We start from the raw sequence: 26,247 nt of genomic DNA, 5'->3' as shown, positions 1-26,247 counted from the left end.
GCAAGCCGGTCAGGCGGTCCGCAGAAACAACCGCCGCGTCAGGTCGAACGCGACCAGGTTGCCGGCCACGACAAGCAGCAGCCCGACCACCGCGAGCGGCGACCACTGATAGCCCTCGAACACCGTCGACACGGCCAGCGCGACGATCGGGAACAGCACCGTGCAATACGCGGCACGCTCCGGCCCGATCCGGCCGACCAGGGTCAGATACGCGGTAAAGCCGATCACCGAGCCCGGCACGGCCAGGTAGACGAGCGCGCCGAGATAGCGCGGGCTCGTGTCGAGCGTGAACGGCAACCCGGCCACCGCGCTGCCGACGGTCAGGATCGTGGCGCCGATCAGCATCGCCCAGCCGTTGGTCACGAGCGGGTGCAGCCCCATCGACTGCATCCGGCTCGACAGCAGGTTGCCGGCCGAGAAGCACATCGTGCCCGCGAACGCGATCGCGAGCCCCGTCCAGGTCGCGTGGTCGTCGAGATGGCCGGCCATCTGCTGCCAGAACAGGCACGCGATGCCGGCCAGCCCGAGCAGCGCACCGGCGATCGCCGACGGCCGCAGCGGACGGCCCATGAACAGCCGGCCGTTGATCGAGTTCAACAGCGGCGCGGTCGAGAAAATCACCGCGACGAGGCCGCTCGGCACGACCTGCTCCGAGTAGTAGAAGCACAGGAAGTTCAGACAGAACAGCGCGAAGCCTTGCGCCAGCAGAAAGCGCCACGCTTCGCGCGGCGGGCGCACCGGCCGGCGCATCACGCGCAGCAGCGCGAACAGCACGGCGGCCGCGAGCCAGAAGCGCCATGCAATCGACACGGGTGGCGGCACGGAGCCGAGCTGCCACTTGATCGCGATCCAGGTGGTGCCCCAGATCAGCACGGTGACGAAATAAAGCGACAGGTTCATGGCGGCAACGATCCGAAAAAACAGGTGAAACGGATCCCGACTATGCCGCCGCCCGGCGCGCGCCGATTGTCCGGAATTGCGGTCTTTTTCGGGTCGCCGCACGCGGCGCCGCGCACCCGCTTATACTCGGCCCATCATGAGCCTCTCCCTGTCCGCCCCGCCTGTCGATCACCCCGCCGCCCTGGCCGGCGGCGATCTGCCGTTCGGCCTGCAGTCGGTCTGCCGCACGCTCGCCGACGCGAACGCGACGCTCGAGCGCTTCGCGTGGCTCGGCGACCATCTCGCGATCGCCGAATGGACGCGGATCACCGATGAAAGCGAGACGGTCTACGAACAGCCCGGCCACCATACGCTGTCGTGCTACCTCGACGGCGGCTACCGGACGGAACGCCAGCGCGTGCCGCGCTACGGCGCGCCGAGCCTGCTGTGCGCGCTGCCGGGCGACCATGAATCGCGCTGGTGGGTGCGCGGCGAGATGCACTTCATCCACCTGTATTTCCTGCCCGAACACTTCACGCAGCGCGCGATCCGCGAACTCGACCGCGAGCCGCGCGAGCTGAAGCTCGCCGACCGCACCTACTTCGAGGATGCGCGCGTCGCGACGCTGCTGCGTTCGCTCGCGCTGGACGGCTGGGACGATGCCGACGAACGGCTGCGCGTGAACGAGACCGCGCACGAGGTGCTGAGCCTGCTGCTGCGCGGGCAGAGCACGACGCGCACCGACACGTCGTTCCGCGGCGGGCTCGCGCCGGCCGTGCGCCGCCGCGTGCGCGACTACATCGACACCTACCTGACGCAACCGCTGACGCTCGGCGAACTCGCCGACGTCGCCGCGCTGTCCGAATACCACTTCTCGCGGATGTTCCGGCTGTCGTTCGGCCGCGCACCGCACGCGTGGGTGGCCGAGCAACGGCTGGCGCGAGCGCGCGAGTTGCTGCGCACGACGGCGCTGCCGCTCGCGCAGATCGCGGCCGACTGCGGCTATGCGAACGCCGGCCACTTCGGCCATCGCTTTCGCGACGCGCACGGCACGACGCCGAATACGTACCGGCGCGCGATGCAGGGCCGCTGAGCGCGGCCCCTCTCGTCGTTTCGCGGCTTACGCGCCGCGCTGCGACAGTTCCTGTTCAAGCGCCGCGACACCGGCCGGCAGATCGACCGGCACCTTCAGGTCGACCATCGTGCGGCCGAACGCGTGCAGCGTGCGAAACAGGTTGTGTTCGCGGCACTGCTCGCCCATCTGGCCGATCCGCACGATCGGCAACCCGAACGAGCCCGAAATCTCGACCTGGTACTGCTTCGAGATATGGCCGCAGACCATCCCGGGCGTCAGCCCCTCGGGCGTCTCGATCCCGACCACCGAATTGAGCCGGCAGTCCTTCGGCGCATAGAGCTTGAGCCCCATCGCCTCGACGCCCGCCTGCAGCGCGAGCGAGCAGCGCAGGTGGCGTGCGAAGCGGCTTTCGAGCGTTTCCGCGCAAACGAGCCGCAGCGCCTCGTGCAGCGCGAGCACGCCCGACACCGGCGCCGTGTAGTGATAGCCCGCGTTGTGCCAGAAGTTTTCCGCGAGCGCCATGTCGAGGCACCAGTGCGCATTCGGCTCGGGGCGCTGCTTCATCCGGTCCCAGGCGGCGTCGGAGAACGCGATCAGCGACACGCCGGGGATCGACGACAGCCCCTTCTGCCCGCCGGTGATCACCGCGTCGATGCCCCACGCGTCCATTTCGAGCGGCATCGTCGACAGCGTACACACCGCATCGACGACCACCAGCGCACCGGCCGCCTTCGCGAGCGCCGCGATGTCGCGCAGGTCGCGGTTCCACACGGTGTTCGACGTCTCGCCCTGCACGATCGTGACGATCTCGGGCCGCTCGCGGGCGATCGCGTCGGCGATCTCGTCGAGACTCGCGACCGCGCGGTCGGCCACTTCGAGCGTCGAGACGTCGGCGCCGACGCGCGTGGCCATCTCGGCCATCCGCGCGCTGAAGAAGCCGTTGCGGATCGACAGCACGCGCGTCCCGCGCCACGCGAGGTTCGAGATCGCCATTTCCATGGCGGCCGAACCGGGGCCCGCGACGCCGAGCACCCACTTCGTGCGGGTCTGGAAGACATAGCGCGCCATCTCCTTCACCTGCTCGATGATCTTCGCCATCGTCGCGCCGAGGTGGTTGATCACGATCGTGTTCGCCTTCGCGACGGCGGCCGGGATCGGAACCGGGCCGGCCCCCATCATCAGCAGCGGTTCTTCGGGCAGGATCGCGTCGAGCGGCACGACGACGGGACAGGGAATCGGCGAGTAATCGATGGACATGGCTGGTAAAAAGTGAGGAAAGGAAGTGCACGGGCGCCCGCCGCACGACATGGCGAACTGATCGATCATTCCGCGTTCCGCCGCCTCGCGCAAGAGGCACCCGCGGCCGGACAGCGCGACGGTGGCCCGGTCGCCGCACCGGGCCAGCCGGCCGCGCGCGGGTCGCACGCCAATCATCCGGATTGAAAAAAGATTGCCGGCCGGGTTGTGAAACGGTTCCATTCGTGCAGCAAGCACACGATTTACTCCGTCAATAACAGCACGATTCGCCGAGATCGCCGGTTCAGCGCGACTTTGTATCGAGCGAAATAGACCGGATCCACGATAAAAATCGCCGAACAGAATCCGATACGAAAAATCCACGCACGGGCGAAAAACATCCATTATTCCGGCATGTATTGGGGATCGCTTCCGGTCAATACCGGAACAAGCCTGCCATGCTGGATTGCAACCTATTGATTAACATACGAAATATTCGATCCCTCCATGCTTATTCGAATACCCCGCCGTCTTTGAACGGCAGACGAGCGAGACAGCGCCGGGTTTAACGCGTTACCCCCGAATTCGATTTTTCGCAACCCGCCCCTTTTCTCAGGTTGACGGATATCGCTTCCGTATTGAACAATCGTCTGCGGAATCGAAAAAAGCGATTTTTCGATACGAGGGAGAACTGGGTGTCGCGCGATGCGCTTTCGGGGTTGCGCGACGAAAAACCACAACCATAATCAATCAACCGGGCCAGAAATACGCAAGCCATGAACCAGATTCAGACCATGCGTGTATTCGTCTGCGTCGCCGAGCAGCAGAGCTTCCGGCGCGCGGCGCACCATCTCGGCGTGTCCAATGCACTCGTCACGCGTTCGATCGCGATGCTCGAGGGCCACCTGAACACACGGCTGATCCACCGCACCACGCGCAACCTGTCGCTCACCGAGGCCGGCGTGCGCTACCTCGACGGGTGTCGCGCGCTGCTCGAGGAATTCGACCACCTCGAATCGTCCGTCGCGCATGCCGTGCGCGAACCGGCCGGCACGCTGCGCGTCGTCGCGTCGGGCCTGCTGTCGCCGCTTGCGCTGACGCCGCTCGTCAGCAGCTTCCGGCATCGCTACCCCGAATTGCGTGTGCAACTGACCGTCGCAGAGGGGCCGCTCGACGTGCTCGATTCGGGTTACGACGTCGGCATCGTCACCGGCAACCGGCTCGACGGCAACCCGACGCTGGTCGGCCACGCGCTCGCGCCGAACCCGTTCGTCGCGGTCGCGGCGCCGGCCTATCTCGAGCGACGCGGCGAGCCCCGCGTGCCCGACGACCTGCCGGGCCACGACTGGGTCACGCTCGCGCCGCACCAGCATGCGCCCACGTGGCAACTGGTCGGCCACGACGGCATCGCGCATTCCGTCACGGTGCGTCCGGCCTGCACGGTCAACCAGCTCGCGCTCGTCCAGGCGGCCGCCGTGGCCGGTGCCGGCATCGCGGTACTGCCCGAGCCGTGCGTCGCCAGCGCGCTCGCAAACGGCACGCTCGTGCGTCTGCTGGCCGGCTACCGGATCGACGATCCCGACACGCAGTTGTCGCTCGTCTACCCGAACCGCCAGTACGTGCCTGCCCGGACGCGCAGCTTCGTCGAGCACGCGCTCGATCACTTCAGCGCGCAGCCGGCCCGCGAACGGACCGACTACGGCTTCCTGCTGCCGCCGCGCGGGCCCGAGCGCGCCGACATCGTCACGGGCCTGCAGTAAACTGCGCGCGTCAGCCATCGGAGGTGCAGCGTGCGCGTGATCCTGTTCAGCAGCCGGCAGTACGACGACGATTCGTTTGCTGCCGCCAACCGGCGGTTCGGCTATCGGCTGCACTTCCAGCCGTCGCACCTCGACGCGGAAACCGCGATCCTCGCGCATGGCTATGACGTCGTCTGCCCGTTCGTCAACGACACCGTCGACGCGGCGGTGCTCGAACGGCTGGCGGACGGCGGCACGCGCCTGATCGCGCTGCGCTCGGCGGGCTTCAACCATGTCGACCTGGCCGCCGCCGAGCGGCTCGGCATCACGGTCGTGCGCGTACCCGCCTATTCGCCGCACGCTGTGGCCGAGCACGCGGTCGCGCTGATCCTCGCGCTCAACCGCCGCCTGCCGCGCGCCGTCGCGCGCACCCGCGAAGGTGACTTCTCGCTGAACGGCCTGCTCGGCTTCGACCTGCACGGCAAGACCGTCGGCGTGATCGGCACCGGCATCATCGGCAGCGTGTTCGCGAAGATCATGATGGGCTTCGGGATGCATGTGCTCGCGCACTCGGTGCCGCCGTACAACGACGAGCTGATCGCGTTCGGCGCACGCTATGTCGAGCTCGACGAGTTGCTGCACCACGCCGACATCGTCAGCCTGCACTGCCCGTTGCTGCCGTCGACGCACCATCTGATCAACGAACGGACGCTCGCGCGGATGAAGCACGGCGCGATGCTGATCAACACCGGGCGCGGCGGCCTCGTCGATGCACAGGCGCTGGTCGACGCGCTCAAGAGCGGCCAGCTCGGCCATCTCGGGCTCGACGTGTACGAAGAGGAAAGCGGACTCTTCTTCGAGGATCACTCCGACCTGCCGCTGCAGGACGACGTGCTCGCGCGCTTGCTGACGTTCCCGAACGTGATCGTCACGTCGCACCAGGCATTCTTCACGCGCGAGGCGCTCGCCGAGATCGCGCACACCACATTGCTGAACATCGAGGCGTGGCATGCGGGCACGCCGCAGAACGTCGTGACGGCGAATCGCTGACAAATCGACGAAATCAGCCAATTTCATGGTGACCGGCGCCACCGCAATCGTTTGCTTTTGATCGGCACTGAAAATGCGATCTTTTGCATCAACAATTTCTCGCTTTGTTTCGACTGATGTAACGATTCCCGCGCGCCGTCTGCTATCGTTGCGCCGACGTTATCCCGCCCCCGCCTGCTCATGCGTTTCGACGACTCCGACATCGCCGCCGTCTACCGCGCCATTTTCGAACGGCGCGACATGCGCCACTTCACGCCGGCCCCCGTCGATCCGGCCGTGCTCGCACGGTTGCTGCGCGCGGCGCATCACGCGCCGAGCGTCGGCTTCATGCAGCCGTGGCGCTTCATCCGCATCACCGATCCCGCGCTGCGGACCGCGATCCATGCGCTGGTCGAGGCCGAGCGCCGCGCGACCGCCGACGCACTCGGCGAGCGCCAGGATGAGTTCATGCGGCTGAAGGTCGAAGGCGTGCGCGAATGCGGCGAGCTGCTGGTCGTCGCGCTCGCCGACGGCCGCGAGCGCCATGTGTTCGGCCGCCGCACGTTGCCGGAGATGGATCTCGCGTCCGCCGCGTGCGCGATCCAGAACATGTGGCTCGCGGCCCGCGCCGAAGGGCTCGGGATGGGCTGGGTATCGCTGTTCGACGTCGACGCGCTGCGCTCGCTGCTGCGGATGCCCAACGGCGCGAAGCCGATCGCCGTGCTGTGCGTCGGGCACGTCGATGCGTTCTATGCGAAGCCGATGCTCGAGCAGGAGCGTTGGGCTGCGCGGATGCCGATCGAAGCGTGCCTGTTCGAAAACGGCTGGGACGATCCGGCCGCGAGCGATGCCGCCGGCTCGCCGTCGTCGCCCGTGGATGCCGACGCGGATGCGGCAAGCGCATCGCGCACCCGTGTCGACGGATCCCCCGAACGCTCCGCCTGACGACCACCCCGCCGCCGTCATCACGCCGCCCACGGCGCATTCGCCGCCGCAAACCGCGTCGAATCCCACACTGTGAGCGTCTCGCACACTGCCCCGTCGCACGCCGGCAACATCCGTTTTGGCCCCAAGCATAGGGGTTTTCACTGAAGTAGAATCGCGGCTGTCGTTCGCCTTACCGTCCGCCCGTCCCGCGCATCCCGCGCCCGCCCGAGCGGCGGCTATTCCCGAGCCTACCGCGATGCCCTTACCTCTTTTCGCCCTCGCCGTCGCCGCATTTGGAATCGGTACCACCGAGTTCGTGATCATGGGGCTGCTGCCCAATGTCGCGCGCGACCTCGGCGTGTCAATCCCGGCCGCCGGGATGCTCGTGTCCGGCTATGCGCTCGGCGTGACGATCGGTGCGCCGATCCTCGCGATCGTCACCGCGAAGATGCCGCGCAAACGTGCGCTGATGGGCCTGATCGGGCTGTTCATCGCGGGCAACCTGTTCTGCGCGATCGCACCGGGCTATGCGGTGCTGATGGCCGCACGCGTCGTCACCGCGTTCTGCCACGGCGCGTTCTTCGGGATCGGCTCGGTGGTCGCGAGCAACCTCGTCGCGCCGAACCGTCGCGCGCAGGCGATCGCGCTGATGTTCACCGGCCTCACCCTTGCAAACATGCTCGGCGTGCCGCTCGGCACCGCGCTCGGCCAGGCGTTCGGCTGGCGCGCGACGTTCTGGGCCGTCACCGGCATCGGCATTGCCGCGGCCGCCGCGCTCGCCGTCTGCCTGCCGAAGAACCTCGCGATGCCCGACACCAGCATCACGCGCGAATTCAGCGTGCTGAAGCATCCGCAGGTGCTGATGGTGCTCGGCATCAGCGTGCTCGCATCGGCCAGCCTGTTCAGCGTGTTCACGTACATCACGCCGATCCTCGAGGACGTGACGGGCTTTTCGCCACGCCAGGTCACCTATGTGCTGCTGCTGTTCGGCCTCGGCCTGACGGTCGGCGGCACGCTCGGCGGCAAGCTCGCCGACTGGCGCCGGATGCCGTCGCTGATCGCGACGCTCGCCTTGATCGGCGTGATCCTCGCGCTGTTCGCGGGCACGATGCATCTGCCGTTCGCCGCGCTCGCGACGATCTTCGTGTGGGGCATCCTCGCGTTCGCGATCGTGCCGCCGCTGCAGATCCTGATCGTCGACCGCGCCAGCGACGCGCCGAACCTCGCGTCGACGCTGAACCAGGGCGCGTTCAACCTCGGCAACGCAACCGGCGCGTGGCTCGGCGGGATGGCGATCGGCTCCGGCATGTCGCTCGTGAACCTGCCGTGGGTCGGCGTCGCGATGGCCGTCGCAGCACTCGCGCTCACGCTGTGGTCGGCGTCGCTCGAACGCCGCCCGGTGGCCGTGCCGACCGAATACGTGTAACTCAACCCTGTTGAAATCGTTGCGTGCACAACTCCACTCGAAGCTGATGGCCTTCATGGACCTTTCAAGGTCCGAGGTGTAGCATCGCGCCCGATGAAAGCCATTCTTAATCGCGATTTCCTCGCCCTCATTCTGAGCGTCGCGGTCGTCGGTCTCGGTACCGGCGCCACGCTGCCGCTCACCGCGCTCGCGCTGACCGAAGCCGGGCACGGCACCAACGTCGTCGGCATGCTGACGGCCGCGCAGGCCCTCGGCGGCCTTGCGATCGTCCCGTTCGTCACCGCGCTCGCGCGACACATCGGCTCGCGCCGCGCGATCGTCGTATCGGTCGTGCTGCTCGCGGCCGCCACCGCGCTGATGCAGTTCACGTCGAACCTGATTCTGTGGGGCGCGCTGCGCGTGCTGTGCGGCGCGGCGCTGATGCTGCTGTTTACGATCGGCGAAGCGTGGGTCAACCAGCTCGCCGACGATTCGACGCGCGGCCGCGTCGTCGCGATCTACGCGACCAACTTCACGCTGTTCCAGATGGCGGGCCCCGTGCTCGTGAGCCAGATCGCGGGCGCGACGAGCATCCGCTTCGCGCTGTGCGGCGCGCTGTTCCTGCTCGCGCTGCCGACGCTCGCGACGATCCGGCGCGCGCCGCTCGCCGGCGACGACGCGCATCACGCGCAGCACGATCACTGGCTCGCCGTGCTGCCGCGCATGCCCGCGCTGATCATCGGCACCGGCTTCTTCGCGCTGTTCGATACGCTCGCGCTGTCGCTGCTGCCGCTCTACGCGATGGATCACGGCGTCGCGAGTGCCACGGCCGTGCTGCTCGCGTCGATCATGCTGTTCGGCGATACCGCGATGCAGTTCCCGATCGGCTGGCTCGCGGACAAGCTCGGCCGCGAACGCGTGCATCTCGGCGCAGGCTGGATCGTGCTCGCGGGCCTGCCGCTGCTGCCGTTCGTGATCGCGAATCCGTGGCTGTGCTGGCCGCTGCTATTCGTGCTCGGCGCGGCGGCCGGCAGCATCTATACGCTGTCGCTCGTCGCGTGCGGCCAACGCTTCCGCGGTGCGGCGCTCGTCACCGCAAGCTCGCTCGTGTCGGCGTCGTGGAGCGCCGCGAGCTTCGGCGGCCCGCTGGTCGCCGGTGCGCTGATGGAGCAACTGGGCAGCAACGCGCTGGTCGGCGTGCTGGTCGTCTGCGTCGCGGCGTTCGTCGCGGCCGCGCTGTGGGAACGTCGCGCCGCATTGCAACGCGCGGTCTGACGCCGGCGCGAGCACGCCACCGCGCTCCGCCCTTTCACTGAATACGCCGACTTCGAAACGACGACGGCCCGTGCAATGCGGGCCGTCTTGCTCATGCTCGCGCCACGTTGCGCGTTACGCCTTCAACGCCGGCAGGATCTTGCCGACACACGTACCGAAGCCGACGCGATAGCCGTCGCCCTGGCACCAGCCGGCGAGCGTGAGCTCGTCGCCGTCCTCGATGAACGCGCGGCTGCCGCCACCGTTCAGCGTGACCGGCTCCTTGCCGTTCCACGTCAGTTCGAGCAGGCTGCCGAACGAATCCTTCGTCGGCCCGCTGATCGTGCCCGAACCCATCAGGTCGCCCACTCGCGTGTTGCAGCCCGCGACCGTGTGATGCGCGAGCTGCTGCGCCATCGTCCAGTACATGTGCTTGAAGTTCGTGCGGCAGATCGAGGTTGCTTCGGCCGCCCCTTCCTCGCGCAGCGTCACTTCGAGCGCGATGTCGAACGCATGCCTGCCTGCGTGCCGCAGGTACGCGAGCGGCTGCGGCGATTGCTCCGGCTGCGCGGTGCGGAACGGTTCGAGCGCGTCGAGCGTGACGATCCACGGCGAGATCGTCGTCGCGAACGTCTTCGCGTTGAACGGGCCGAGCGGCACGTATTCCCACTGCTGGATGTCGCGCGCGCTCCAGTCGTTCAGCAGCACCATCCCGAAGATATGCGCTTCCGCGTCCTCGCACGCGATCGGCTCGCCGAGCGCGTTGCCCTGGCCGACGATGAAGCCCGTCTCGAGTTCGATGTCGAGCTTGCGGCATGCACCGAACACCGGACGCTCCTGGTCGGGCAGCTTCAGTTGCCCGTTCGGACGCCGCACCGAGGTGCCGCTCACGACTACCGACGACGCGCGGCCGTTGTAGCCGATCGGCATCTCCGACCAGTTCGGCAGCAATGCATTCTTCGGATCACGGAACATCGAGCCGACGTTGGTCGCGTGCTCCTTCGACGAATAGAAGTCGGTATAGCCGGGAATGTCGACCGGCAGATGCAGCGTCGCGTCGCGCAGCGCGACGAGCACCTGCGCGCGCAGCGCCGTATCGTCGCGCAACCGCGCATTGTCGCGCGAAAACAAATCAGACAGCTGCACGCGCACGCTGCGCCATGCGTCGCGGCCCAGTGCGATGAACGGGTTGAGTGTCGGCGCGGCGAACGCATCGGCGCCGGCCGGCAGCGTCACGAGGCCCGCGCGCGCGAGCGCCGCGAGATCGACGATCTGGTCGCCAAGTGCCACGCCTGCACGGCGCGACGCTTGCTTCGCATCGCTGAAGATCCCGAACGGCAGGTTCTGGATCGGGAAATCGCAGGCGGGATCGTTCGCCGTCTCGACCCAGCTCTTGCGAGCCGGGTCGAGCGTCGCGCGCCAGTCTTGGGTATCGCTCATCGTTGCTCCGGATTGAAATGTTTCTTGATGCCTTGCCAGCATTCGAAGTAGTCGGCCTGCAGCTGCGCGGTGTCGAGCGCGTAGCGCGTCGGCCGGATCAGCGTGCGCGTTTCGAACATGAACGCCATCGTCGCGTCGACCTTGTGCGGCTTCGTCGTGTCGCTCGCGGACGCCTTCTCGAACGTATCCGCGTCGGGCCCGTGGCCCGACATGCAGTTGTGCAGGCTCGCGCCGCCCGGCACGAAGCCTTCGGCCTTCGCGTCGTACGCGCCGTGCACGAGCCCCATGAACTCGCTCGCGACGTTGCGGTGGAACCAGGGCGGGCGGAACGTATCCTCGGCTGCGAGCCAGCGCGGCGGGAAGATCACGAAGTCGATCGTGTCGACACCCGGCGTATCGCTCTGCGACTGCAGCACCAGGAAGATCGACGGATCGGGATGGTCGTAGCTGATCGAGCCGATCGTGTTGAACAGGCGCAGGTCGTACTTGTACGGCGCGTAGTTGCCGTGCCATGCGACGACGTCGAGCGGCGAATGGCCGATGTCCGCGCGCCACAGGCGGCCGTTCAGCTTCGCGATCAGCTCGAACGCGCCTTCGCGGTCTTCGTAGGCGGCTTGCGGCGTCAGGAAATCGCGCGGATTCGCGAGACCGTTCGAGCCGATCGGGCCGAGATCCGGCAGGCGCAGTTGCGCGCCGAAGTTTTCGCAGATGTAGCCTCGCGCGTCGCCGTCCGGCAGCGCGACGGAAAAACGCACGCCACGCGGGATCACCGCGATCTCGAACGGCTCGACGTCGAGCCGGCCGAATTCGGTCGCGATGAAGAGCCGCCCCTGCTGCGGCACGATCAGCAGTTCGCCGTCCGCGCTGTAGAAGAAGCGATCGTGCATCGAGCGGTTCGCGGCATACAAATGAATCGCGCAACCGTTCATCGCGGCGGCCGAGCCGTTGCCGGCCATCGTCACGAGACCGTCGACGAAATCGGTCGGATCGACCGGCATCGGCAGCGGATCCCAGCGCAGCTGGTTCGGCGGTGTCGGCGGCACGTCGGCCGAATCGCCGAATTCCGACACGAGCCGCTGCGGGCCAGCGTACGGCTCGAACGGCCGGTGCACGGCCGCCGGACGGATGCGGTACAGCCACGAGCGGCGGTTGTGGCCCCGCGGCGCGGTAAATGCCGTGCCCGACAGCTGCTCCGCATACAGCCCGTACGGCGCGCGCTGCGGCGAGTTGCGGCCGTGCGGCAGCGCGCCGGGCAGTGCCTCGGTCGCGAATTCGTTCCCGAAACCGCTCTGGTAGCCGGCGGTCGCCGGTTTCGACAGGTCAAGCGTCATCGTTTCCTTTCTCCCTCAATTCATCGCGGCGTTCGGCGCCTGCGCGCCGTTGCGCCGCGTCACACCGGCAAGCCCGAGGACGAACAGCGCCGAGCACAGCACGGGCACCGCGGCCGCGTGGAACAGCGCACCGTTCGACCAGTTGAGCGCAATCAGTTGTCCGCCGACGAGCGGCCCGAGCACCGAGCCGATCCGGCCGATGCCGAGGCTCCAGCCGATGCCCGTCGAGCGCAGCGACGTCGGGTAATACTGGCCCGCGAGCGCGTTGACGGCCGGCTGCCCGCCGACCACGCAGAACCCGCCCGCGAACACCACCACCAGCAGCCACGGCAGCGCATGCGCGACCGAGCCGATCAACCCCACCGACACGGCCGCGCACGCGAAGCATGCGAACAGCACGCGCACGAAGCCGTGGCGTTCGATGAACCAGCCGAGCGACAGCGTGCCGATCACGCCGCCCGTCTGCAGCACCGTGCCGACGATCACCGCCGTGCCGGGCGAATAGCCCGCGTCGCGCATCACGGTCGGCAGCCAGTTCGACAGGAAGTACAGATCGATCAGGTTCATGAAGCTGATCGCCCACAGCAGCAGCGTGACCGGCAGGCGGCCATGGCTGAACAGCTCGGCGACCGGTGCGCCGGTCGCGGCGCGCTCGCGCACGACGAGCCGCGTATTCGCATCGATGCCGGCCTGCGGCGCGAAATGCGTGAGCCAGTCGCGCGCCTGCGCGACGCGCCCTTTCAGCACCAGGAACTGCAGCGACTCGGGCAGCCGCGCGACCATCGCGACCGTCAGCACGAGCGGCACCGCGCCGCCGACGAAGAACACCGACCGCCAGCCGAGGGCCGGAATCAGCGCGGCGCTGATGAAGCCGCCGAGCGCCGCGCCGAGCGTGAAACCGCACGACACGATCATCATCCGCTTCACGCGATGCGCAGCCGGGCTGAACTCGCCGACCAGCGCCATCGCATTCGGCATGATGCAGCCGAGGCCGAGGCCCGTGACGAAGCGCAGCGCCATCAGCACCGGGATCGAGCCCGCGAACGGCGTCGCGAGCATCGTCACCGCGAAGAACAGCGTCGAGCCGATCAGCACCGGGCGCCGCCCGATCCGGTCGGCCAGCACCGACAGCCCGAGCGCGCCGAGCAGCATCCCGAACAGGCTCGCGCTGAACACGGGCCCAAGCGCCTGCTTCGGCACGCCCCATTCGGCGATCACGCTCGGCGCGACGTAGCCCATCGCCTGCGCATCGAAACCGTCGATCACGAGGCACAGCCCGCACAACACGAGCAACATCCAGTGGAAGCCCGGGCGATGGGTATCGTCGATCACGCACTCGACTTCGAGCACGCGTGCGTCAGCCGGCGCCGCACTCATTGCGCGACCTCGGCAGCCGGATGCACGGGCGGCGTCACGCCCTGCCGCGCGAGCGTCATCGCTTCGCGCAGCACGTCGGTGTCGCCGATCTGGTTCGCGAGCAGCAGGATCAGCTTCGCGTTGACGAGCTGGCTGTCGGCGTCGGACAGGTCGCGATGCATGTCGATCAGCGCTTCATAGAACGCGTCCGGGTCAGCCAGGCGCGGGCGGGTGTCGAGTGAGGGCATGACGGAGTCTCCAGTGTCTTTATCGTTTTCAGCGTGCACAGGTCGCGCGCGCCAGGGCGTCGGCAAGCGCCTGACGGTCGAGCGTGCGCGTGCGGGCGCAGACATGCTGGTCGGGGCGCAGCAGGTAGAACGTGCCGGGCTTCGCGTCGTAGCGTTGCGCGGCGAAGCCGTCGACGTCCTCCACGACGACGACACCCGCGACCGGCTGCGCGTGCCCGGCCGGCACGACGAGCACGGGCCGCACCGGCAGCGCAAGGCCGTCGAGCGCCTGCGCAAGCGCGGCCGCGTCGCCCGGCAACCCGAACAGCACGCCGGTGAAGCCGCTGCCCAGATGCTGCAGCAACCAGCCTGACGCGCCCTGCGTCCGCACCGGCGCATCGGCTGCCGCGGCACCCGGCCGCATCGCGCCCGCGAAGGCGTCGCCGTGGCGGTCCGGCGTGTTCAGCGGCGAATCGGCCAGCACCGCCGGCACCGACAGGCGGCCGCTGTTCACGAGCTTGCGCGCGAATTCGCAGTCACGCGCGAGCTTCAGCGTCGCATCGCGGAACACCCGCGACACCGGGCTCTTCGGCGTGATGAAGTCGGTCGAGCGCGTCGAGTTGCGGATGTTCTCGTCGGCCGCGAACTCGCGCTCGCTCGCATACGTGTCGAGCAGGCTGTCGCCGGAGCGGCCGTCGAGCACGAGCTTCAGCTTCCACGCGAGGTTGTCCGCATCCTGCACGCCGCTGTTCGCACCGCGCGCGCCGAACGGCGACACGCCATGCGCGGAATCGCCCGCGAACAGCACGCGGCCGTGACGGAACGACTCCATCCGCTGGCAGCGGAACGTATAGACGCTCACCCATTCGAGCTCGAACTCGACATCCGGCCCGAGCAGCGCGCGCACACGCGGGATCACGCGCTCCGGCTGCTTCTCGGCGACGGGGTCGGCATCCCAGCCGAGCTGGAAGTCGATGCGCCACACGTTGTCGGGCTGCCGATGCAGCAGCACCGACTGATTTGGGTGGAACGGCGGATCGAACCAGAACCAGCGCTCGGTCGGAAACTCCGCCTTCATCTTCACGTCGGCGATCAGGAAGCGGTCCTTGAACGTGCGGCCGTGGCTTTCGAGGCCCATCATCGTGCGCATCGGGCTGCGCGAGCCGTCGGCCGCGATCACGTACTGTGCGCGCAGCGTCGCGACGCCTTCCGGCGTTTCGATCGTCAGCACCGCGTGCTCGGACGACTGGTCGATGCCCGTCACCTTGTGCTTCCAGCGGATGTCGATGTTCGGCAGCTCGAACGCGCGGTCGGCCAGATAGCCTTCGACGTAGTACTGCTGCAGGTTGATGAACGCGGGGCGCGCATGCCCTTCCTCGGGCAGCAGGTCGAACGCGTAGAGCTGCTCGTCCTGCAGGAACACCTTGCCGACGTGCCAGCTCACGCCCTTGTCGACGAAGCGCTCGCCGCAGCCGAGCCGGTCGAAGATCTCGAGCGTGCGCTTCGCGAAGCAGATCGCGCGCGAGCCGGTCGACAGCGTGTCGTCGTCGTCGAGCAGCACGACGGGCACGCCCTGCTGCGCGAGGTCGATCGCGGCCGCGAGGCCCACCGGGCCCGCGCCGACGACGATCACCGGGTGAACGGCGGTGTCCTGCGCACGCGCGCGGTATTCGAACTTCAGCGTCTGGTAATCGATGCTCATGGTCGCCATCCGCCCCTCAACCCTGCCGGGCGCGCGCCAGCCCGCCCGTCATCCCGTCCGTCGCCTGCCGGCGCACCGCGCCGCCCTCCCGCGTGCAATTCCTGTCAACCGCCACGTCTCGCTCCTTGCTTCCTGTTGATTCGTGAACGGCGCCGTTTCGCGGCGCCCGCATGCCGCATTTCTTGATCGGCGACAAATCCTGGATTTACGAATAGTAAAACCAATTACGAATAGTGAAATCAACGTAAACCCTAGGCGAAGCATCGAGGACGGGATAACCATATGAACGAAACGCCAAGCCGAGCTTGGCCGGCGCTGCTAATATCAAGCTACGAGGCGGCCCGTTCGGCCGCCGTTTTTCCTTCTTACGCCGATGATTCCGCCCACCATTCCCGAGCTGGTCGCCCGTGCGGGGCAACTGCCGTATCTGCGGGATCACCTCACGCTCGCCGATGGCGGCACCGCCAGCGCGAACCTGCCCGAGCGCACGCTCGGCAGCGCCTACGAACCGATCTACGACGTGACGATGCCGGGTGCGCCGCAATCGACGTCGTTCGCCGACGCAATCGAGCGCTACGGCGACGAGCTCGGCTTCCAGGCCGTCACCGTCGTCACGGGCGCGCCGCACGATCCGGTCGACTCGGCCGTCGACGACCAGACGCTCGTCGCGATCGACCGCCTGTCGCGCACGTTGCACTCGATCAACTTCTTCGGCGCGCAGCGCCACGGGCTGCTGTTCCTGCGCGTGCACGAGCGGCTGCTGAAGAGCGTGAAGTACGACCACGGCAAGCACTTCTCGTCGGTGCTGCAGCGCTTCGGGCTGCCGAGCGAGCGGATCGTGATCGAGCTGCCGGCGGTCGCGGTCGCGCACAAGACCTTCCTCGGCTACCTGACACGCAGCTACCAGCATCACGGCTTCAAGGTCGCGGACAAGCTGCCCGACCCGGGCCGCATCCTCGCGGTCGAATCGGAGATGGCGCGCCCCGACTACATCAAGATGGATGCGGGCATCGCGTTGCGCGACGGGATGGTCAAGGCGCTCGTCGCGTATGCGCAGCGCGTGCGGATTCCGCTGATCTTCGACGGCGTCGTCGACGAAACGCAGTGCGAACTGCTGCGCCAGCACGACGTGCGGTTCATGCAGGGGCCCGTGTTTGCGAAGGTCGTGACGGCGTGAGTGGATGAGGTGGCCGGCACGCCGGATGTGGGGCGCGGGTGATGTGTCGGGAGGATCGGGTCGTCTGGCGTGACCGGCCGTCCGATGTCCGGCGGGTTGTTGCCGACCTCGCTGAAAGACCGGCTTCGTGGGCGCCCTTCACTTCCGGCGCCGGCGGTGCCGGCGATTACCGCTTACGCTCTTCCGCCATCGTCGTACTTGGGCAGATCGTCGTCGATCTCGATGCCCGGATAGCGATCCCCGTACCAGACATGCCAGGCCGGACGCAACCGTGATGGCTCGTCGAGCGTCGCGGAATTGATCTCGACCGTCTTGGGTGCATCGATTTGCCGGTATTCGAGCTGTGCGCCGCAACGGCCACAGAAGCGCCGCTCACCCCACGCGCTCGACGCATAGACCGTCGGCTCACCTTGAAGGTATTCGAACGCGTCGATCGGCACCGATGCCGACGCGACGACCGCTGCGCCGGTCGTGCGCTGGCAGAGCCGGCAGTGGCAAAAGCCGGCGTCAGTCGGAACATGGGCGATCCGGTATCGAATCGCGCCACATGCGCATCCGCCTTCCATCAGTTCTGCGTGAGACATGGCAACCCTCTTCGTCGGTGAGCTGGCGAACGATCATGCGCGCGGTTCGTCCGTGGCACAACCGGCGGCGGAGGCGGCGGTATCGCTCTCGTGCGTTGTCGCCGGTGCCGGTGCCGGCGACGGCACCGCTACCGCTCGCGCTCTTTGCTCAGGCCGTCTGCTCAGGCCGTCTGCCCGAGCCGCTGCGCGAGCGCCTTCAGCTTCGGCCCGACCTGCGTACGGAACACGTCCTCGTCCATCGACGACGCGGGGCCACTGCAGCTCAGGATCAGCCAGCGCCCCTCGCGCGGCTCGCGAAACGGTACGGCCGCCGCGTTGACGTCCATGTGCCACGCCCGGAACGAATAACAGCAACCGCCTGCCGAGAACTCGGCCACCGCGTGCTGCGCGGCGGCGACGAGCGCATCGGCGTCGGCCGCGCCGCCGGCCGCGCGATGCAGTTCCGCATAGAGCGCGCGGCGCACGTCCTCCGGTTGCACGGCCAGGTACGCGCGCCCCATCGAGCTCGTCAGCATCGACAGCCGCGAGCCGGGCGCAAGCCCAAGCGTCAGCGCGGTCTCGCTGCGGATCGTCTCCAGATAGATCATGTCGAGCCCGTCGCGACAGCCGAGCGATACGGCCGCGCCGATATCGCGCGCGAGCGCCTGCATGTGCGGCCGCGCGAGGTCGATCGTCCCCGAGCCCGACAGCAGTGCGTAGCCGAGGGACAGCACGCCGGCGTCGAGCGCATACTTTCCGAGCGTCTCGTCGTAGCGGAGGTAGCCAAGCACGGTCAGCGTGTACGCGAGCCGGTTCACGGTCGCCTTCGGCAACCCCGTACGCTCCGCGAAGTCGCGGTTGCCGAGCATCGTCTCGCCGGGCCGGAATGCACGCAGCAGGTCGAGCCCGCGCGCGAGCGCGACGACGAACTTGCGTTCGTCGATCGTGGTTTCGTCGATGGTTGAAAGTGTCATCTGGTGCTACACTGGGTTCGATTTGCAAAACATTGTTCCGCACAGCGGAACTTCCGTCAAGCAAACTCTCAGGCAACAAACCCGGCTGAATCAGGGACCGACCGTAAAGCATGGGGCTCGGGAAAGCGCCGAAGTGCCGACTCGGGCCAAACGCAAAGCATGGAACCCGAGTAAGCGCTGAAGTGCCCGACTCGGGTCGACCGCAAAGCATGGGACCCGAGTAAGCGCTGAAGTGCCCAACTCGGGCCGACCGCAAAGCATGGGACCCGAGTAAGCGCTAAAGTGCCCAACTCGGGTCGACCGCAAAGCATGGGACCCGAGTAAGCGCTGAAGTGCCCAACTCGGGCCGACCGCAAAGCATGGGACCCGAGTAAGCGCTGAAGCGCCAACTCGGGCCGACAGGAGATGAGACGATGAGTGCTGCAACTTTTCATTGGGACGATCCGCTGCTGCTCAACCAGCAACTGACCGAAGAAGAGCGGATGGTGCGCGATGCCGCGCAAGCGTACGCGCAGGACAAGCTCGCGCCGCGCGTGACCGAAGCGTTCCGCCACGAACGTACCGACGCCGAAATCTTCCGCGAGATGGGCGAAGTCGGCCTGCTCGGTCCGACGATTCCCGAGGAATACGGCGGCCCCGGCCTCAATTACGTGAGCTACGGGCTGATCGCCCGCGAAGTCGAGCGCGTCGATTCGGGCTACCGGTCGATGATGTCCGTGCAGTCGTCGCTCGTGATGGTGCCGATCCACGAATTCGGTTCCGACGCGCAGAAGCAGAAATACCTGCCGAAGCTCGCGACCGGCGAATGGATCGGCTGCTTCGGGCTGACCGAGCCGAACCACGGCTCCGATCCGGGCAGCATGGTCACCCGCGCGAAGAAGGTGCCTGGCGGCTACTCGCTGTCCGGCGCGAAGATGTGGATCACGAACTCGCCGATCGCCGACGTGTTCGTCGTGTGGGCGAAGCTGGAAGAAAACGGCAAGGACGCGATTCGCGGCTTCATCCTCGAGAAAGGCTGGAAGGGCCTGTCGGCACCGGCGATCCACGGCAAGGTCGGGCTGCGCGCGTCGATCACCGGCGAGATCGTCCTCGACGAGGTATTCGTCCCGGAAGAGAACCTGATGCCGAACGTGAGCGGCCTGCGCGGCCCGTTCACGTGCCTGAACTCGGCCCGCTACGGGATCGCATGGGGCGCGCTGGGTGCCGCCGAGTCCTGCTGGCACACCGCGCGCCAGTACGTGCTCGACCGCCAGCAGTTCGGCCGGCCGCTTGCCGCGAACCAGCTGATCCAGAAGAAGCTCGCAGACATGCAGACCGAAATCACGCTCGGCCTGCAAGGCGTGCTGCGCCTCGGCCGGATGAAGGACGAAGGCACGGCGGCCGTCGAGATCACGTCGATCATGAAGCGCAACTCGTGCGGCAAGGCGCTCGACATCGCCCGGCTCGCGCGCGACATGCTCGGCGGCAACGGGATCTCCGACGAATTCGGCGTCGCACGCCACCTCGTGAACCTCGAAGTGGTCAACACGTACGAAGGCACGCACGATATCCACGCGCTGATCCTCGGCCGCGCGCAGACGGGCATCCAGGCGTTCTTCTGATCGTCCGGGTGAGGCGTGCGCGGCAGCCATGCTGCGCACGAGTACGCACAAAAGACACGGCCCGCCCGGCATGACTGCCGGGCGGGCCGTTTTTCATCGGAGCCGCGCACCGGGCGCCAGCCCGGTACCGCGTTCGCGCGCAGCCGCTGCTTACTTGTTCGGCTGCGGCGTGAGGCGCAGATACGGACGCACTGCGTTGAAGCCCTTCGGGAAGCGCTTCTTCAGCTCTTCCGGATCTTGCAGCGACGGCACAATCACGACGTCGTCGCCATCCTTCCAGTTGCCCGGCGTCGCGACCTTGTAGTTGTCGGTCAGCTGCAGCGAGTCGATCACGCGCAGCACTTCGTCGAAGTTGCGCCCCGTGCTGGCCGGGTACGTGATGGTGAGCCGCACCTTCTTGTTCGGGTCGATCACGAACAGCGAACGCACCGTCAGCGTTTCGTTCGCGTTCGGGTGGATCATGTCGTACAGCTGCGAAACCTTGCGGTCCGCATCGGCGATGATCGGAAAACCGACGACTGTCGACTGCGTTTCGTTGATGTCGTTGATCCAGCCCTTGTGCGATTCGACACCGTCGACCGACAGCGCGATCACCTTCACGTTGCGCTTCTCGAATTCGCCCTTCAGCTTCGAGGTCAGCCCGAGTTCGGTCGTGCACACCGGCGTGTAGTCGGCCGGATGCGAGAACAGGACACCCCAGCTGTCGCCCAGCCAGTCGTGAAACTTGATCGGGCCCAGGCTCGATTCCTGCTCGAAATCCGGTGCGATGTCGCCAAGACGCAGACTCATGATGTTCCCTCCTCGAACGATGCTGGTTGAAACCGCGCCCGGATCGGCGCGGGAAAGTCTGTCAGCTTACGGGAAGCAATGGGTCGTGCGAACGATTATTCCGTTTGATATTCATACTTTTTTGTCATTTTTGCCCGGCGTCGGCGCAGGACGCGCGACCACGCGGGAAACTTTTCACCCCGTTTGCCGCTCTGTTGATGATTACAAGTCGTTTACCATGCGGTCTTGCACGGCCGTCGTGTGTCTTCCCGGCTCGCCAGCAGGCAGGCGTTTCGCTACGATGTGAACCTGCAGCATGACAGCATGAAGGGAGTTGCAATGTCGGAAATCAACAAGGAGAAACTGATGTCGGATATCAAAACCGTTCTCTCGGACGCCGAAGACCTGCTCAAGCAAGCTGCGAGCAGCACGGGCGACCGTGCGGCCGAGCTGCGCGAAAAAGCCATGTCGCGCCTGAAGCAGGCCAAGGAAAAGGCGGCCGACGTCCAGGTCGTGGTGGTCGAGAAAGGCAAGAAGGCCGCACGCGCGACCGACGATTACGTGCACGAGCATCCGTGGACGTCGATCGGCGTCGCCGCAGGCGTCGGCGTGCTGATCGGCCTGCTGATCAACCGCAAGTAACGCGCTCTGCGCCGTTTCGTCCCGTTGGCCGCGTCGCGCGGCCTGCGGGCGTCGAAGCCAGCCGGCGGTTTCCGCCGGCCGGCTTTGTCCTAGCTGCACACTGCACGCGCACGCACCTCACCCATGACGACAGACACCACCTCGCAGCCGTCCGGCCAAGGACCGCTGCGCCGCCTCGTCGGCTCCGCGATCGGACTTCTGCAAACGCGCCTCGAACTGGTGAGCATCGAGCTTGCCGAGGAGAAGGAGCGCCTGCTGGGCGTGCTGTTCCTCGGGCTCGCCGCGATGATGCTCGCGACGATGGCACTGATCAGCCTCACCGTGCTTGTCGCGATCGCGTTCTGGGATACCTACCGCTGGCAGTCGCTCGCGGCGATCACCGCGCTGTATGCCACAGGCGGCATCGTATGCGCACTGAAGGCCCGCTCGGGCCTGCGCGATGCGCCGACCGTATTCGAGGCAACGCTCGCCGAGATCGAGAAAGACCGCGAACTGTTCCGCGGCAAGCCGTGAACGCAATCGCGCTCACCCCTTCCACCTATTTCGCCGACGCGCCATGAGCCAGAACATCACGGGCAATTCACCCCGCTCCCATTCGTCGCGATCGAACTGGAGCGCGTCGCAGCATCGCGCGCTCCGCAAGGAACTGCTGATCCTGCGATCCGAAGTCGAGCGGCTCGAACTCGCGGAAGCCGCCGGCGAAATGCGCCAGGCCGTCACGCGCTTCAGCTGGCTCAAGGTGTTCATCCCCGGCCTGTCCAGCAACAAGTTCAGCCAGTCCGCCAAGAACCTGAACGCGAGCCTCGGCCAGCTCGTCAACCAGTATCCGATGCTGAGCTCGCTCGCATCGCTCGTGCTCGCAAAACCCGTTCGCTCGCTGCTGCGCGCGAGCGCGGGGCCCGCGCTGAAGTGGGGCACCCTCGGTTTCGCTGCATGGGAGGTCTACCGGATCTGGAAGCAGTCCCGCAACGAGCGCGGGCTCGACACGCACGACGACTGACCGTCGGCATCCTGCGCGCACGGCCACGCGCCGTGGCGCGCCTTCCATCCGACCTCAACGCACACCCCAGCACACCGCGACCTGTTCATCGGCGCCATCACTTCGCACATTGCCCTTCGTCCCGTCCGAGCGCAGCGTGAAGGCACCGCACGCATCGTCGTGCATCGGGCCCGCGTCGAGCGGGATGGCTTCCAGTTCGTAGCTCACCGGCGAATCACCGCCGTCCGGCCGCCTGATCGCCACTCGATAGACCGCGCGCCCGTCCGGCGGCGCCTGCGCGAGCGCATCTGGTAATGCCGAAGGCGGCGCACCGTCCCGCGTTTCGAGATATTGGGCCGCCCGGTACAGCGCGGCGACCGCCGACGCGCGATGAACGCGCGCGACATGCGCGCGATACGACGGGATGCTCCATCCGGCCAGTACCGCGACGATCGCGAGCACGATCATCAACTCGATCAGCGTAAATCCCGCCGAACGGTACACCGACGTGCGGCCGTTCATCGAAGCACTGTCGCGACGCGACGCCAGCGCAAGGCGACGATGTGTCCGTCGCGTATCGCGACCTGATGCTGCAGCCAGACGGCGCTCGATGCATGCGCACCGACGCCACGCGCAGTGACGACATAAGCGCGGCTGCCTGCCGGCCCTGCCCCGCGCCATGCTTCGATCAGGCATCGCGGCGGTTGCGCAGCCATCGGCCAGCCGGCGAACGGCGCAAACGCTTCGGCGGCCGCCAGCGCCGGCATGCGCCGCCACGCGTCCGGCTCCGTGTGCGACTCGCGTTCGCTCACGTAGGGCGCGGAACCCCGGCGCAATCGTGCGGTGCACGCAGCAAGCGCGGCATCGGCCGCGTGAAATGCGACCAGCCGATCGGACAACGCACGCGTGCGGCGCGACTCCGTCAGGGCGGCTTCGAACCACGTGCCAGTCAGCGCCGCAACCGCCGCGCCAACCGCGATCACCGCGGGCAAGGCAAGGCCCGCATCGCGATGCCAATCGCGGCTGGCTGACCGCAAGCGTATGCGCGACGCTCGCCGGCTTGTCGTCCGGGCTTCCGCACCTGCAGCCTGCAGCGGCTCGTCGCCGTGCGTCGCGATATGCTCATGCGTATCGCCTGCCGCGACGTATCGCAATCTCTTCGCCGCGTACTGCCCCGCTCCGTTCATCGCGGCACCTCGCGTTTATCCGTTGCATCGCGCAACGTATCGTCGACTGCGTGTTCGGCATTCCTCAACGCGACGATGCGATCGAGCGTCAGACGCGCGCGGCCGTCTTGCGCAACGACAGTGCGGCCGTCGCAATCGACGTGTCGCGCCGGTTCGCCCGCCGGTTCGCCGCGCGCACGCACGCAGACGTGCACGGCCACGACATCGGGCCAATCGTCGCTCCGCATTGCACCGGCATCGACGAACTGCGTGCCGCCGCGGCGAAGATAGCGCACCCGCAGCTGGTCGATTCCCGACACGACCGGCTGCGGCGTACCCGGACGGCCGTTTCCTTCGCAATACAGTTCGGGCTCGCCCGTCGACGGACTGACATGGACGTCGAAGCGGTTCTCCACCCGCGCACGCTCGCCGGACACGCCGACACCCTGCCCTAGGCAATCCGACACCTGGCCGCTTACGGTGGGCCACGTCGACACGGCATCGCCGACATACCGGATCAACAACGCGTCCGACGCAGCGCGCACGGGCTCGCACCGTACCTGTGCGCCATCGCCCCTCACGCGCGCCATCGAACAGCCGAACACCGGCGGCAATGACGACACCCCGTCCGCATCGAGCGGCCGGAAACCGGCCATCTGGATCTGCTGGCCGATCAGCATCAGTGCCGTGGCGGCTGCATCGCGCATCCGGAACCCGTCGTCCGCGCGCCGCTGCGCAACGCGCTGCGCGTGGTACAACGCACCGGCCGCGACGACCACGAGCAGACCGACGGTCATCGCAATCAACACTTCAAGCAGCGTATGCGCGCGCATGCGGCGATCAGCGTTCATCGGCGTCGACCTCCCGATATGGAATCCGGACGCATGACGGCGGCTGCACCGACCTGCCCGCCGCTTCGCATCGCGACCCGGTAGCCGCACTGCCGCCGTGCCAGCCGACAACCGCGTAGTGGACGCCATCCGGCCCGTCACCGCGCGTCATCGCGCCGCCGGGCAGCGACGCCGCAGCCCGCGCCGCGAGGCCATCGTCGGCTCCGGCGACTACATGCAAGCGCTCGATACGCGCATCGGCCAGCCACAGCGCGCGCTCGCGCCAGATCGTCGCGCGCTGCGCACGCGCCATCGCAAGCTGGCTACCCGCTACAGCCAGCATCACGGTCGCGAGCAGCGCGACGGCCAGCATCGCTTCGATCAGCGACGTGCCGCGCATGGCGTTGCGCATGATGCTCACGCCGCGTCGCAGCGGCCGGCGACAACTCGCGCCCGGCCGCCTGCCGCGATCCGCACGCAACGCGATACTCGCGCGTCGCCAGCCCCCGGCACGTCGCGTCGCGGACGCAATTCGAAACGCCGGATGCCACCGATTGCCTGACCGACCGGCGGTGCGAACGCGAGATCGTGCGCGGCACCCGCGACGGCCACTTCGGCATCGTGCGGATAGCGCCGCAGCACGCGCGACTGCCCGTCGACCTGCCCGCTGACGATCCAGTCGCACGACCATTCGGCCGGATCGCACCGCTCACCGGCACGCAGGCAGGTGCCGCCGCTCGCGGCCCGGCACAGCGTGACGCGCACGCCGAGACGCGTCGCCTCGGTGCGCGCAAACGACAGCGCGCCGAGCAACGCGCGCGAGCGTGCGTCCACGCGTTCGCGCATGCGCCACTGGTCGAACACGGGTGCCACGTAGAGCGCGAGCCCCGCCGCCAGCGAGATGGCAACCATCAGCTCGACGAGCGTGAACCCGCCCGAGCGTTGCAATACATATTTCAGGGGTTGAGCGTGCCGTGCCATCGCAGTCGTCCTTCGCCGGGGTGATGCGACGACTGTAGCGGCGTGTGCGGACGCGCACCATTTGCCGAATGGCCGACTGGTGGCATGCGATCGCGATCGACACAATCGGCGCGAACTGACCCAACGGAGAAGACGATGAACGGACGCAGCGCGTCAGCGCTTACGCGGAGTCTTGGCGGGAGAGGCGCGACGGAACTCTTCGATCACGTCGGCAAATTCGGAAACGTCCTCGAACCGGCGGTACACCGATGCGAAGCGGACATAAGCGATCGTATCGAGGCCGCGCAACTCGTTCATCACGAGTTCGCCGAGCTTCTCGCTACGCACTTCGCGCTCGCCTGTCGCGAGCAGTTGATACTCGATGCGGGCGACCGCCGCGTCGATCGCGTCGGCAGCAACCGGCCGCTTGCGCAGCGCGAGTTGCATGCTGGCGACGATCTTGCGACGGTCGAATTCCGTGCGGCTGCCGTCCTTCTTCACGACGAACGGCAGGGACAGCTCGACCCGCTCGTACGTCGTGAAGCGCTTGTCGCAAGCCGAGCAGCGACGGCGCCGCCGGATCGCGGCGCCATCTTCGGACACGCGCGAGTCCACGACCTGCGTGTCGTCATGCCGGCAGAACGGGCAGCGCATCGTCGATCAGCGATAGACCGGGAAACGCTTGGTCAGCTCGGCGACCTGCGCACGCACGCGCTCGATCGTCGCTGCATCTTCCGGGTTGTCCAGCACGTCCGCGATCAGGTTGCCCACCTGTTCCGCTTCCGCCGGACCGAAGCCGCGCGTCGTCATTGCCGGCGAACCCAGGCGCACGCCGCTCGTCACGAACGGCTTTTCCGGATCGTTCGGGATCGCGTTCTTGTTCACCGTGATGTGCGCCGCACCCAGCGCTGCTTCCGCTGCCTTGCCGGTGATGTTCTTTGCGCGCAGGTCGACCAGCATCACGTGGCTTTCCGTACGGCCCGACAC

At 67.3% G+C, this 26,247-nt stretch carries 27 protein-coding genes and 1 pseudogene; 11 read left to right on the top strand and 17 right to left on the bottom strand.

All coding sequences use genetic code 11. The annotated features are described in order from the left end of the window. Positions 1–9: 9 nt before the first annotated feature. A complete protein-coding gene (locus BDO18943_RS07085) occupies positions 10–900 on the bottom strand; it encodes a DMT family transporter (protein WP_043189370.1) in 891 nt (296 codons plus the stop codon). 136 nt (positions 901–1,036) lie between these two features. On the opposite strand from BDO18943_RS07085, the gene BDO18943_RS07080 reads away from it, so the two are divergent. Then, complete coding sequence (locus BDO18943_RS07080) at positions 1,037–1,972, top strand: AraC family transcriptional regulator (RefSeq protein ID WP_175021795.1); 936 nt, start codon at positions 1,037–1,039, stop codon at positions 1,970–1,972. A 27-nt stretch (positions 1,973–1,999) separates the two neighbouring features. Here BDO18943_RS07080 and BDO18943_RS07075 read toward each other — a convergent pair whose 3' ends face one another. Beyond that, a complete protein-coding gene (locus tag BDO18943_RS07075) occupies positions 2,000–3,211 on the bottom strand; it encodes a pyridoxal-phosphate-dependent aminotransferase family protein (RefSeq protein ID WP_089449996.1) in 1,212 nt (403 codons plus the stop codon). A 755-nt stretch (positions 3,212–3,966) separates the two neighbouring features. On the opposite strand from BDO18943_RS07075, the gene BDO18943_RS07070 reads away from it, so the two are divergent. From BDO18943_RS07070 to BDO18943_RS07050, 5 genes are all read left to right on the top strand, one after another. Continuing rightward, a complete protein-coding gene (locus BDO18943_RS07070; protein WP_175021794.1) occupies positions 3,967–4,950 on the top strand; it encodes a LysR family transcriptional regulator in 984 nt (327 codons plus the stop codon). A gap of 30 nt (positions 4,951–4,980) precedes the next feature. Continuing rightward, positions 4,981–5,979, top strand: a complete 999-nt coding sequence (locus BDO18943_RS07065) for a 2-hydroxyacid dehydrogenase (RefSeq protein WP_043189380.1) — start codon at positions 4,981–4,983, stop codon at positions 5,977–5,979. Positions 5,980–6,159: 180 nt separating this feature from the next. Beyond that, positions 6,160–6,903: a 5,6-dimethylbenzimidazole synthase gene (gene bluB, locus BDO18943_RS07060; protein ID WP_175021793.1), complete on the top strand. Its 744-nt coding sequence runs from the start codon at positions 6,160–6,162 to the stop codon at positions 6,901–6,903. Between the two features lie 238 nt (positions 6,904–7,141). Next, positions 7,142–8,311, top strand: a complete 1,170-nt coding sequence (locus tag BDO18943_RS07055; protein ID WP_175021792.1) for an MFS transporter — start codon at positions 7,142–7,144, stop codon at positions 8,309–8,311. Between the two features lie 93 nt (positions 8,312–8,404). After that, complete coding sequence (locus BDO18943_RS07050) at positions 8,405–9,565, top strand: MFS transporter (RefSeq protein WP_089449992.1); 1,161 nt, start codon at positions 8,405–8,407, stop codon at positions 9,563–9,565. Positions 9,566–9,679: 114 nt separating this feature from the next. Here the strand turns inward: BDO18943_RS07050 and fahA are convergent, their stop codons facing one another. The 5 genes from fahA to BDO18943_RS07025 are packed head-to-tail and all read right to left on the bottom strand — an operon-like array spanning position 9,680 to position 15,609. Continuing rightward, on the bottom strand, positions 9,680–10,984 hold the full coding sequence (gene fahA, locus BDO18943_RS07045; protein WP_175021791.1) for a fumarylacetoacetase: 1,305 nt from the start codon (positions 10,982–10,984) through the stop codon (positions 9,680–9,682). Then, positions 10,981–12,315: a homogentisate 1,2-dioxygenase gene (gene hmgA, locus BDO18943_RS07040; protein WP_175021790.1), complete on the bottom strand. Its 1,335-nt coding sequence runs from the start codon at positions 12,313–12,315 to the stop codon at positions 10,981–10,983. The genes fahA and hmgA overlap by 4 nt, the downstream gene beginning before the upstream one ends. A 15-nt stretch (positions 12,316–12,330) precedes the next feature. After that, positions 12,331–13,692 (bottom strand): MFS transporter, encoded by a 1,362-nt coding sequence (locus tag BDO18943_RS07035; RefSeq protein ID WP_175021789.1) that lies wholly within the window; start codon positions 13,690–13,692, stop codon positions 12,331–12,333. Beyond that, positions 13,689–13,919 (bottom strand): DUF2783 domain-containing protein, encoded by a 231-nt coding sequence (locus BDO18943_RS07030; protein ID WP_175021788.1) that lies wholly within the window; start codon positions 13,917–13,919, stop codon positions 13,689–13,691. The genes BDO18943_RS07035 and BDO18943_RS07030 overlap by 4 nt, the downstream gene beginning before the upstream one ends. Positions 13,920–13,947: 28 nt before the next feature. After that, on the bottom strand, positions 13,948–15,609 hold the full coding sequence (locus tag BDO18943_RS07025) for an FAD-dependent oxidoreductase (RefSeq protein WP_175021787.1): 1,662 nt from the start codon (positions 15,607–15,609) through the stop codon (positions 13,948–13,950). A 364-nt stretch (positions 15,610–15,973) separates the two neighbouring features. On the opposite strand from BDO18943_RS07025, the gene BDO18943_RS07020 reads away from it, so the two are divergent. Next, entirely contained in the window at positions 15,974–16,777 is an 804-nt protein-coding gene (locus tag BDO18943_RS07020; RefSeq protein WP_089449986.1) for an EAL domain-containing protein, read from the top strand. 173 nt (positions 16,778–16,950) lie between these two features. Here the strand turns inward: BDO18943_RS07020 and BDO18943_RS07015 are convergent, their stop codons facing one another. Beyond that, positions 16,951–17,361: a GFA family protein gene (locus BDO18943_RS07015; RefSeq protein WP_175021786.1), complete on the bottom strand. Its 411-nt coding sequence runs from the start codon at positions 17,359–17,361 to the stop codon at positions 16,951–16,953. Between the two features lie 161 nt (positions 17,362–17,522). After that, positions 17,523–18,314, bottom strand: a complete 792-nt coding sequence (locus tag BDO18943_RS07010; RefSeq protein ID WP_175021785.1) for an IclR family transcriptional regulator — start codon at positions 18,312–18,314, stop codon at positions 17,523–17,525. Positions 18,315–18,727: 413 nt separating this feature from the next. Here BDO18943_RS07010 and BDO18943_RS07005 point away from each other — a divergent pair, with 413 nt between their 5' ends. Then, positions 18,728–19,915 carry an acyl-CoA dehydrogenase gene (locus tag BDO18943_RS07005; RefSeq protein WP_043189404.1) on the top strand — a complete coding sequence of 396 codons (1,188 nt, stop codon included), beginning with the start codon at positions 18,728–18,730 and terminating at the stop codon, positions 19,913–19,915. A gap of 150 nt (positions 19,916–20,065) precedes the next feature. Here BDO18943_RS07005 and BDO18943_RS07000 read toward each other — a convergent pair whose 3' ends face one another. After that, a complete protein-coding gene (locus BDO18943_RS07000) occupies positions 20,066–20,704 on the bottom strand; it encodes a peroxiredoxin (RefSeq protein ID WP_043189406.1) in 639 nt (212 codons plus the stop codon). Between the two features lie 318 nt (positions 20,705–21,022). Between BDO18943_RS07000 and BDO18943_RS06995 the strand changes: the two genes are divergently transcribed. From BDO18943_RS06995 to BDO18943_RS06985, 3 genes are all read left to right on the top strand, one after another. Then, positions 21,023–21,325 (top strand): DUF883 family protein, encoded by a 303-nt coding sequence (locus BDO18943_RS06995; protein ID WP_006494044.1) that lies wholly within the window; start codon positions 21,023–21,025, stop codon positions 21,323–21,325. Positions 21,326–21,448: 123 nt separating this feature from the next. After that, positions 21,449–21,838, top strand: a complete 390-nt coding sequence (locus tag BDO18943_RS06990) for a phage holin family protein (protein WP_175021784.1) — start codon at positions 21,449–21,451, stop codon at positions 21,836–21,838. 43 nt (positions 21,839–21,881) lie between these two features. Beyond that, entirely contained in the window at positions 21,882–22,325 is a 444-nt protein-coding gene (locus BDO18943_RS06985; RefSeq protein ID WP_043189413.1) for a DUF3318 domain-containing protein, read from the top strand. A 54-nt stretch (positions 22,326–22,379) separates the two neighbouring features. Here the strand turns inward: BDO18943_RS06985 and BDO18943_RS06980 are convergent, their stop codons facing one another. The 7 genes and pseudogenes from BDO18943_RS06980 to glyA all read right to left on the bottom strand — a co-directional run. Continuing rightward, the gene (locus BDO18943_RS06980; protein ID WP_175021783.1) at positions 22,380–22,826 is read right to left on the bottom strand and encodes a type IV pilin protein; all 447 of its coding nucleotides are present in this window, start codon (positions 22,824–22,826) and stop codon (positions 22,380–22,382) included. Further along, entirely contained in the window at positions 22,823–23,341 is a 519-nt protein-coding gene (locus BDO18943_RS06975; protein WP_175021782.1) for a hypothetical protein, read from the bottom strand. Before BDO18943_RS06975 ends, BDO18943_RS06980 begins: the two co-directional genes overlap by 4 nt. A 146-nt stretch (positions 23,342–23,487) precedes the next feature. Continuing rightward, on the bottom strand, positions 23,488–24,321 hold the full coding sequence (locus tag BDO18943_RS06970; protein WP_175021781.1) for a PilW family protein: 834 nt from the start codon (positions 24,319–24,321) through the stop codon (positions 23,488–23,490). After that, a complete protein-coding gene (locus tag BDO18943_RS06965) occupies positions 24,311–24,712 on the bottom strand; it encodes a type IV pilus modification PilV family protein (protein ID WP_235995871.1) in 402 nt (133 codons plus the stop codon). Before BDO18943_RS06965 ends, BDO18943_RS06970 begins: the two co-directional genes overlap by 11 nt. Before the next feature lie 5 nt (positions 24,713–24,717). Further along, entirely contained in the window at positions 24,718–25,281 is a 564-nt protein-coding gene (locus BDO18943_RS06960; protein ID WP_175021780.1) for a GspH/FimT family pseudopilin, read from the bottom strand. A 153-nt stretch (positions 25,282–25,434) separates the two neighbouring features. Beyond that, entirely contained in the window at positions 25,435–25,914 is a 480-nt protein-coding gene (gene nrdR / locus BDO18943_RS06955) for a transcriptional regulator NrdR (RefSeq protein WP_006476792.1), read from the bottom strand. 6 nt (positions 25,915–25,920) lie between these two features. Then, positions 25,921–26,247 (bottom strand): annotated as a pseudogene (gene glyA / locus BDO18943_RS06950) (serine hydroxymethyltransferase); the annotation flags it as partial.

It is taken from the genome of Burkholderia aenigmatica (genome assembly GCF_902499175.1).
Lineage (GTDB): Bacteria > Pseudomonadota > Gammaproteobacteria > Burkholderiales > Burkholderiaceae > Burkholderia > Burkholderia aenigmatica.
The sequence above is the reverse complement of the archived record's forward strand: the minus strand, read 5'-3'. Positions and strand labels throughout refer to the sequence as shown.